General features: G+C 75.5%; 7 protein-coding genes. All 7 read right to left on the bottom strand.

What is annotated here, in order from left to right:
• Window positions 1-1419, bottom strand: a 1419-nt coding sequence (gene ftsW, locus C5507_RS21590; protein WP_249027843.1) for a putative lipid II flippase FtsW, incomplete at its 3' end; no start/stop codon positions are given.
• 7 nt (window positions 1420-1426) lie between these two features.
• A complete protein-coding gene (gene murD, locus C5507_RS21585; RefSeq protein ID WP_104530545.1) occupies window positions 1427-2848 on the bottom strand; it encodes a UDP-N-acetylmuramoyl-L-alanine--D-glutamate ligase in 1422 nt (473 codons plus the stop codon).
• Window positions 2845-3921, bottom strand: coding sequence for a phospho-N-acetylmuramoyl-pentapeptide-transferase (gene mraY, locus C5507_RS21580; protein ID WP_104530544.1), 1077 nt, complete (start codon window positions 3919-3921; stop codon window positions 2845-2847). Before mraY ends, murD begins: the two co-directional genes overlap by 4 nt.
• On the bottom strand, window positions 3918-5306 hold the full coding sequence (locus tag C5507_RS21575) for a UDP-N-acetylmuramoyl-tripeptide--D-alanyl-D-alanine ligase (RefSeq protein WP_104530543.1): 1389 nt from the start codon (window positions 5304-5306) through the stop codon (window positions 3918-3920). The genes mraY and C5507_RS21575 overlap by 4 nt, the downstream gene beginning before the upstream one ends.
• Window positions 5303-6853 (bottom strand): UDP-N-acetylmuramoyl-L-alanyl-D-glutamate--2,6-diaminopimelate ligase, encoded by a 1551-nt coding sequence (locus C5507_RS21570; protein WP_104530542.1) that lies wholly within the window; start codon window positions 6851-6853, stop codon window positions 5303-5305. Before C5507_RS21570 ends, C5507_RS21575 begins: the two co-directional genes overlap by 4 nt.
• 110 nt (window positions 6854-6963) lie before the next feature.
• On the bottom strand, window positions 6964-8817 hold the full coding sequence (locus C5507_RS21565; protein ID WP_104530541.1) for a peptidoglycan D,D-transpeptidase FtsI family protein: 1854 nt from the start codon (window positions 8815-8817) through the stop codon (window positions 6964-6966).
• 3 nt (window positions 8818-8820) lie between these two features.
• On the bottom strand, window positions 8821-9314 hold a 494-nt coding region (ftsL, locus tag C5507_RS21560; protein ID WP_211295541.1), incomplete at its 5' end, for a cell division protein FtsL.

Here is a 9314-nt window from a genome sequence, read left to right as displayed (position 1 = left end):
CGGTGCGGCGGTGCGCGGTGCGACGGTGCGCGCCGGGGTGCGCCGGGCGTCGGCCCCCCGGGCGTGCAGCAGCGTGCGGACGGCGCCGACGACGGGCAGCACCGGCTGCGACCCGTCCTCGGTGCGGCGGGGGCGCAGCCGGTCGACGGCCGCGGCAGGGGCGGGCATGAGCGTGCGCGCCAGCCACCCCCGGTCGGCCGTGCGCAGGTGCTCCACGGCGGCGGGCTCGGAGCAGGCGAACCGGGCCAGCAGGCCGACGATGAAGAGGGTCAGGATCAGCGACGTGCCGCCCGCCGAGATCAGTGGCAACGTCACACCGGTCACCGGCAGCATCCCCACCACGTAGCCCATGTTCATGGTCGCCTGGCCGATCAGCCACACGGTGATGGCCGCGGCCGCCAGCTGCACGAAGCGGTCGGCCGAGCGCCGCGCGATGCGGAAGCCCGCGTAGGCCAGCACCCCGTACAGGGTGACGACGACGAGACAGCCGAGGAAGCCCAGCTCCTCACCGATGATCGCGAAGATGTAGTCGGACTCGGCCTCCGGCAGGATCTTCCACTTCATCTTGCTGTTGCCCAGGCCCACGCCCCACAGCCCGCCGGTGGCCAGGGCGTACATGCCGCGGATGGCCTGGAAGCCGGTGTTGGTGGGGTCGGCGAAGGGGTCGAGGAACGCGGTGATCCGCGCCATCCGGTACGGCGCCACCCACACCATGAGGGCGGTCAGCAGCGCTCCGACGCCGGCGAAGGCAGCGAACCAGCGCATCGACATGCCGCCGGCCCACAGCAGCCCGACGAGCACCAGGCCCAGGCTGACCACGCCGCCGAAGTCGGGCTCGGCGATCAGCAGCAGCGACAGCACGCCGAACACCGGCAGGACCGGGACCAGCAGGGACTGGGTGGTCAGGTAGCGCTCGCGCAGCGCCAGCACGTGCGCACCCCACAGGGCGAACACCAGCTTGCCCAGCTCGGAGGGCTGGAAGTCGGTGACACCCAGCGGGATCCACTGCCGCGCACCGTTGCGCTCCAGACCGATCCCGGGGATCAGCACGAGCAGCAGCAGCCCGACGACGACCAGCAGGGCGACCGGCGCCCAGCGGCGGACCAGCGCGACCGGCAGGCGCATGGCGACGACCATCGCGCCGAGCCCGATGCAGGCCAGGATCAGCTGCTTCACGCCGGGCGCCCACGCCGGCTCGTCGTCCAGCGCCGCCTCGATCGCGGAGGCGGAGAAGACCATGACCAGGCCGATGAGCAGCAGCAGCCCGGCCGAGCCGAGCACCAGGTGGGCGCTGGTCATGGGCCCGTCGAGCCAGGCAGGGCCGGTCCAGCGCGGAACGCGGCCGGTGCGCACCCGGGCCGGACGGGACCGCTCCCGGGCCGTGCGGAACTCGCGTGGCGGCGTCTGCACAGTGGTCATCGGCGGGTCACCCCAGGGCCCGGACGGCGTCGGCGAAGGCCTGACCGCGGTGGCCGTAGTCGCGGAAGACGTCCATGGAGGCGGCGGCCGGGGCCAGGAGCACCGTGTCGCCGGGCCGCGCCAGCGACGCCGCGGCGGCGACGACGCGGGTCATCGTCGTGGCGGCGTCGGCCCGGCCTGCGTCCATCCGGCCATCGTTCCCGCTGGGCACCTCGAGGACCGGCACCGACGGCGCGTGTCGGGCCAGGGACCGGGCGATCAGCGCCCGGTCGCGGCCGAGCAGGACCACGCCCGCCAGCCGCGGCGCGACGGCGGCGACCAGCGGGTCGACGTCCGCGCCCTTGAGCAGACCGCCGGCGATCCACACCACCCGCGGGTAGGCGGCCAGCGAGGCGCCGGCCGCGTGCGGGTTGGTGGCCTTGCTGTCGTCGACGTAGTCGACGCCGTCGAGCGTGGCCACGAGCACGTTGCGGTGGGCTCCGCCGGAGAAGCCGGCCAGCCCGTGGGCGACCGACGTCGCCGGCACACCCAGCGCGCGGGCCAGCGCCGCGGCGGCCAGGGCGTTGACGGTGTTGTGCGGCCCGGGCACGGGCAGGTCGGCGCGCTCCATGAGCACCTCACCCGCCGGGTCGTCGGCGAACGCGCGGTCGACCAGCGAGCCGGCACGCACCCCCAGCTGACCGGGCCGGGGCTCCTCCAGAGTCACGGTCACCGCTCCCGGCCGGGCCCGGACCAGCCGCGCCGCGACCGGGTCGCCCGCATCGGCCACCGCGACCGGCGAGCGCTCGAGGATGCGGGCCTTGGCGTCGCGGTAGGCGGCGAAAGAGCCGTGCCAGTCGGTGTGGTCGTCGGCGACGTTGAGCACGGCGGCCGCGGCGGGCGCCAGGGAGGACGACCAGTGCAGCTGGAAGCTGGAGAGCTCCACGGCGATCACGTCGAAGGAGGGGGCGCCGTCCTCGTCGCGGGCGGTGACCACCTCGACGAGGGGCCGGCCGACGTTCCCGGCCGCCACGGCCCGCCGTCCGTCGGCCAGCAGGATCGCCTCGAGCATCGTGACGGTCGTCGTCTTGCCGTTGGTGCCGGTGACGGCCAGCCAGGGGGCGGGTGCCCCGCCGGGCCCGGGGATGCGCATCCGCCAGGCCAGCTCCGGCTCCCCGACGACCTCCACGCCACGGCCGGCGGCGTCCACCAGCAGCGGGGCGTCCGGCCGCCAGCCCGGCGAGGTGACGACCAGGTCCACGCCCGCGGGCACGGTGTCGGTGACGCCGAGCCAGGTGGCGCCGCCCGCGGTCAGCTCGGCGACCACCGGCAGCTGCGCCGCGTCGGTGAGCAGCACGCGCGCACGGTCGGCCAGGAGCGCCCGTGCCGCCGCGACCCCGGAGACGCCGAGCCCCGCCACGAGGACGGTCCGGCCGGCGAAGCTGCTCACAGGCCCACGAAGCCGAGCCAGTCGGCGTAGAACAGGCCGAGCCCGAAGGCGACCGCCATACCGGTGACCAGCCAGAACCGGACGATGACCGTGTTCTCCGTCCAGCCGGCCAACTCGAAGTGGTGGTGCAGCGGGGCCATGCGGAACACCCGGCGGCGGGTCGCCCGGAAGAAGGCCACCTGGATGACCACCGAGAGGGTCACCGCGACGAACAGGCCGCCGGTCACGACCAGCAGCAGCTCCGTGCGGGTGACGATCGCCATCCCCGCGATCAGGCCGCCCAGCGCCAGCGAACCGGTGTCGCCCATGAAGATCCGCGCCGGGCTGGTGTTCCACCACAGGAAGCCCAGGCACGCCCCCATGCCGGCGGCCGCGACGAGCGTGACGTCCAGCGGGTCGCGCACCGTGTAGCAGCCGTCGATCAGCTCGTTGGCGCAGTCGTGGGTGAACTGCCAGAACGAGATGAAGATGTAGGAGGCCAGCACCATCGCCGAGGAGCCGGCGGCCAGGCCGTCCAGCCCGTCGGTGAGGTTCACGGCGTTGGAGAATCCGGCGATGAAGAGGTAGGCCAGGATCACGAACGCGACGGGGCCCAGGGCCAGGGGGGCGATGTCGCGGACGTAGGAGACCACCGTCGACGCCGGCGTGATGCCGTTGCTGGGGAACTGGAGCGCCAGCACGGCGAAGGCGACGCCCACGACCAGCTGGCCGACCAGCTTGGCGGTCTTGTTCAGCCCGAGGCTGCGCCGGTGCCGGATCTTGAGGTAGTCGTCGAGGAAGCCGACGGTGCCCATGCCGACCATGAGGAACAGCAGCAGCAGGCCGGTCGCGGTGAACCCCCAGCCGGACTCCCCGACGAAGGCCAGGTGCGCGGCGAGGTAGCCGATGACCGTCGCGCCGACGATCACCGTGCCGCCCATCGTGGGCGTGCCCTTCTTGGACAGGTGGCTCTCGGGGCCGTCGTCGCGGATCTCCTGGCCGAGGCCCTGCCGGCGGAAGGCACGGATGGCCAGCGGCGTGAGCAGGATCGAGACGATCAGCCCGACGGCCGCGGCGATGAGGATGCTCCTCACGCGGCGTTCTCCAGCAGGTCGGCGGCGAGCAGTTCCAGCCCGTAGGAGCGGCTGGCCTTCACGAGGACGACGTCCCCGGGGCGCAGCAGCTCCGTCAGGAGCTCGAGGCCAGCGGCCCGGTCCGGCACGTGCACCGACTCCTCTCCCGCGCGCCGCCCCGAGTCGGTCGCGCCCTCCGCTATGCCTACCGCATCAGGACCCACCGCGATGACCACGTCGATCCCTGCGGCGACGGCGTCGCGGCCGAGCCGCACGTGCTCGGCGTCGGCGTCCGCGCCGAGCTCGGCCATCGCGCCGAGGACGGCGATGCGACGGGTCGCCGGCAACCCGGCGAGCGCGGCCAGGGCGGCGCGCATCGACTCGGGATTGGCGTTGTAGGCGTCGTTGACGACGGTGACGCCGTCGTCGCGCCGGGCCACCTCCATGCGCCAGCGGCTGCGGGACTCCGCCGCCGACAGGGCACCGGCGACCTGCTCCGGGGCCATCCCGGCGGCGAGGGCGGCGCCGGCGGCCGAGAGCGCGTTGGCGACCTGGTGCTCACCGACGACGCGGAGCGCGACGGGGTGCCGCTCCCCCGCGGTCACCAGCGTGAACCGCGGGCGCGCCGACCCGTCCAGCGTGACGTCGACGGCGCGGACGACGGCGTCCTCGCCGCGGCCGGTGGTGACCACGCGGGCGCGGGTGCGGGAGGCCATGCCGAGGACCCTCGGGTCGTCGGCGTTCAGCACGGCGGTGCCGTCCTCGGGCAGCGCCTCGACCAGCTCCCCCTTGGCCTGCGCGATGCCGTCCGGGCTGCCGAACTCCCCGAGGTGCGCGGAACCGACGTTCAGCACCACGCCGACCTGCGGCCGGGCCACGCGGCAGAGGCGGGCGATGTGCCCGGCACCGCGCGCGCCCATCTCCAGCACGAGGAACTCCGTGCCCTCGTCGGCGGAGAGGACGGTCAGCGGCAGGCCGATGTCGTTGTTGTACGAGCCGGGCGGGCTGACGGTCGGGCCCGCGGTGGCCAGCACCTGGCCGAGCAGGTCCTTGGTCGAGGTCTTGCCCGAGGAACCGGTGATGGCCAGCGTGCGCAGCCCACCCCCGGTCAGCCGGCCGTGCACCAGGGCGGCGAGCCGGCCCAGCGCCACGACGGGGTCGTCGACGACGACGCACGTCAGCGCCGGATCGGGCCGGGTGACCAGGGCGGCGACGGCGCCGGAGCCGGCCGCGGCGCCGAGGTAGTCGTGCCCGTCCACCCGCTCCCCCGGCACGGCGACGAAGAGGTCGCCGGCCGAGACGGCGCGCGAGTCCAGGGTCACGGTGCCGGTGACGGTGGTCGCCGGGTCGCCCTGCACGCGGCCACCGGTCGCCCCGGCGATCTCGGCGACGGTCAGCGCGATCATGCCGGCGCCCCGGCGAGCAGCCGGCGGAGGACGTCGCGGTCGTCGAACGGGTGCACCGTCCCCGCGACCTCCTGACCCGTCTCGTGCCCCTTGCCCGCCACGAGCAGGGTGTCCCCGGCCCGGGCCAGGCCGACGGCCGTGGCGAGCGCGTCCTGGCGTCCGGCGACCTCGATGATCTCCGCCCGGGCACCGTCCGGCACCTCGTGGGCACCGGCGAGCATCGCCGACCGGATCGCGGCCGGGTCCTCCGACCGCGGGTTGTCGTCGGTCACCACCAGCACGTCGCTGCCCTCGGCGGCCGCGGCCCCCATGCCCGGTCGCTTGCCCGGATCGCGGTCACCACCGCAGCCGAGCACCGTGATCAGCCGGCCGGGGGTGGCGGCCCGCAGCGCGGCGAGCGCGGTGCGCACCGCGTCGGGGGTGTGCGCGTAGTCGACGACGGCGACGAAGTCCTGCCCGGCGTCCACCGGCTCCATCCGCCCGGGGACGACCGTGCCGGCCAGCCCGGTCAGCGCGTCCTCGACGGCCACGCCGACGCCGTCGAGCAGCGCCACGGCGAGCAGCGCGTTGGCCACGTTGAACCGGCCGGGCAGCCGCAGCCGCGCCGGCCACTGCCGCCCACCGGGTCCGTGCAGCGTGAAGGTGGACCCGCCGCCGGGCGCCGTCGACACGTCCGAGGCGGTCCAGTCGGCGGCGCCGGCCGCGCTGGACACGGTGACCGGGCGCCGGCCGGGCCGCTCGGCCAGCCGCCGGCCGTACGGGTCGTCGCCGTCGACGACCTCGACGGCGGCCCGCCCGTCGAACAGCAGCGCCTTGGCCTGGAAGTAGTCCTCCATGTCGGCGTGGAAGTCCAGGTGATCGCGGCCCAGGTTGGTGAACCCGGCGGCGGCGAACCGCACCCCGCCGACCCGGCCCTGGACGAGCGCGTGGCTGGAGACCTCCATGACCACGGCGGACACCCCGGCGTCGGCCATGCCGGCCAGCAGCGCGTGCAGGGCCGGGGCCTCGGGGGTCGTGCGGACGCTCGGCAGCGCGGTGACGGCGCCGTCCGGGGTCCGGGTGCGGGTCTGCACCGTGCCGATCAACCCGGTGGCCCGGCCGGCCGCGGCCAGCCCGGCCTCGACGAGGTAGGCGGTGGTGGTCTTGCCGTTGGTCCCGGTGATGCCGAGGACGGTCAGCCGCGCGCTGGGCCCGCCGTACACCCGGTCGGCGACGGCGCCCAGCACCGCGCGTGGGTCGTCGACGACGCAGACCGGCAGGCCGGTGGCGAGCGCCTCGTCCCGGCCGGTCGGGTCGGTCAGCACGGCCACGGCACCGCGGGCCGCGGCGTCGGAGGCGTACTTGGCCCCGTGCGTGCGGGCGCCCGGCAGCGCCGCGTACAGGTCACCGGAGCGGACCTCCCCGGAGGCGAGCGTCACGCCGCTGACGACGGGTGCGGCGGCCGGCCCGGGGACGAGCGGGACACCCACCAGATCGGTCAGGTCGGCGAGAGGCAGCGGGCGGCTCCCCGCGGGGGGCGGGGTCGCCCCGGCGTCGGTCGGGGTCACGGGGCTCCAATCTACCGGCGAGGGCGCGGGCACCCGGCATGCGCGCACGGACGACGCGTCGCGTCCGGCGGGGGCGCGTCCGCGAGTGGTGCCGCTGCGGCGAGCGCGGCTCAGGGTGTGCCGGTCAGGGCGAACTCGGGACGCGCCGTCCCGGAGGGCACCACGCCGTCGGCGGTGAGCGCCGCCCGCATGATGTCGGCGAACACCGGTGCGGCGACCTGACCGCCCTCGGCGTTGCTGGTCGGGCGCTCGAGCTCGACGGCCACGACGTACTGCGGGTCGTCGGCCGGGGCGAACCCGACGAAGGTGGTGACGTACCCACCGCCGGCGTAACCGCCGGTCTCGGGGTTGGCGCGCTGCGCGGTGCCGGTCTTGCCGGCCACCCGGAAGCCCTCGACCTGGCCCAGCGGGGCGGTACCCCCGGGGCCCACCACGGCCTCCAGCATGTACGCCAGGTCGTCGGCGGTGGACTCGCTGATGACCCTGGTGCGCTCCCCCTCGGGAGCCGGCGTCACCGTGCCGTCGGCGCTGGTCACCGAGCGGACGATCCGGGGCTCCACGCGGACGCCGTCGTTGGCGATCGTCTGGTAGATCGAGGCCATCTGCAGGGTGGTGACCGAGACGCCCTGCCCGATCGGGATGTTGGCCGCCCGGCTCGCCGTCCAGTCCGCGGAGCTCTCCAGGATGCCGCGGCTCTCCCCGGGCAGCTCGATGCCGGTGGTCTCCCCGACGCCGAAGGCGCGCAGGTACTCCTCCAGCTTCCGGTCACCCACCTCGCGGGCCAGCATGATCGTGCCGACGTTGCTGGACTTGGCGAGGATGCCGGTGACCGTCCAGTCGATCGGCTCGTGGTCGTGGGCGTCCCTGACCACGCGGTCACCGGCGTCGATGGAGCCGTCCACCGACAGCACGCGGTCCGGCGTGGCGCGGCCCTCCTCCACGGCGGCCGCCAGCGTCACCGCCTTCATGACCGAGCCGGGCTCGAACACGTCCGACAGCACCGGATTGCCCAGCAGCTCCGGGTCGGTGCTCCGGTAGGCCCCGGGGTCATAGCCGGGGCACGAGCCCATGGCGACCACCTGAGCGGTGCGCACGTCCAGGACGACGGCCGACGCCCGGGTGGTGGCGCCGTCCGCGCAGGCCTCGCCCAGCCGCGAGTCGGTGACGAACTGCAGGTCCTGGTCGAGGGTGAGGGTCACGTCGTCGCCGTCGGTGGCCGGCGTGGACTCGTCGATGCCCGACGGGATCGGGTTCCCTCCGCTGCCCACCTCGACGGTGCGCTGCCCGTCGGTGCCCGACAGCTGCTCCTCGAAGGCCTGCTCGATCCCGGCGAGGCCGGTGCCGTCGGTGCCGACGAAGCCGACGACCTGCCCGCCGACGGCGCCCGAGGGGTACAGCCGGACGGGGTCGTCCCTCAGCAGGACGCCGGGGATCTCCAGCTCCTCCACCAGCTTCGCCGTCTCCGGCGGCACCTGGGAGGCCAGCTCGACGTAGCGGCCCTCCCCGGAGAGCTTCTCGGTCAGCTCCGGCACCGGGACGTCGAGCAGCGTGGTGAGGGCCAGGGCGGCGCGCTTGGGGTCGCGGACCACCGTGGGGTCGGCGACGACGCGGGAGGCGTCGACGGTGTAGGCCAGCGGGTGGCCGTCGCGGTCGAGCACCTGACCGCGGAGCGCCGCGATCGTGTAGTTGCGCAGGCGGTCCTGCTCGGCGGCGCTGGCGTAGGCGGCCCCGTCGATGCCCTGGAGCACCACGAGCCGGCCGACGACCAGCACCAGCAGGGTGATGAGGAAGGCCAGCCCCCACCGGTTGCGCCGGCCGCGCTGCTCCACCGACAGCCCGGCCCCGCGGCTGTGCCGGGTCCCGGGCGCACGGCGGGAGACGAAGGGACCGGTCCCCCCGCGGACGGCGGACGACGGGCGGGCGGCACGGGGACCGTCACCGGGTCCGCGGACGCTGTTCGGCACGGCTCAGTTCCCGCCCGGAGGCGCCGGCTGGGGGGCCGGCTCGGGATCGGGCGCGGGGGCCGGCTCCGGGACGCCCCGCATCGTCGTGGTCCCCTCCGGCCCCAGGACCAGGTAGCCCGCGACACCGGCGGGCACCAGACCGGCGGCCGCCGCGGCGCGGGCCACCTCGGCCGGGGTCTCACCGGCTATGACCCGCTGCTCGAGGCCCTGCACCGTCTCGGCGCGGTCGGCGTTCTCCGCCCGCATCTGGGTGGCCTTGAGCGAGTCGACGGCGATGGCGGTGTTGAGCACCAGCAGTCCGACGGTGGTGAGCGCCAGCAGCACCACCACGATCAGGACGAACGGCGCCCGGCGGGACAGCAGTCCGGCGCGGGCCCGGCGCCGTGGCGCGGTGGCGCCGGCTGCCACCAGCCGCAGCTCGGGCCGCAGGGTGGCCCGGGAGGCACCGGGGCGGGCGCCCGACGTCCGCGAGGCGGTCGTGCGGGCCGGAGCGGTGC

The organism is Blastococcus saxobsidens (assembly GCF_002938435.1).
Classification (GTDB): Bacteria; Actinomycetota; Actinomycetes; order Mycobacteriales; family Geodermatophilaceae; genus Blastococcus; species Blastococcus saxobsidens.
The sequence above is the reverse complement of the archived record's forward strand: the minus strand, read 5'-3'. Positions and strand labels throughout refer to the sequence as shown.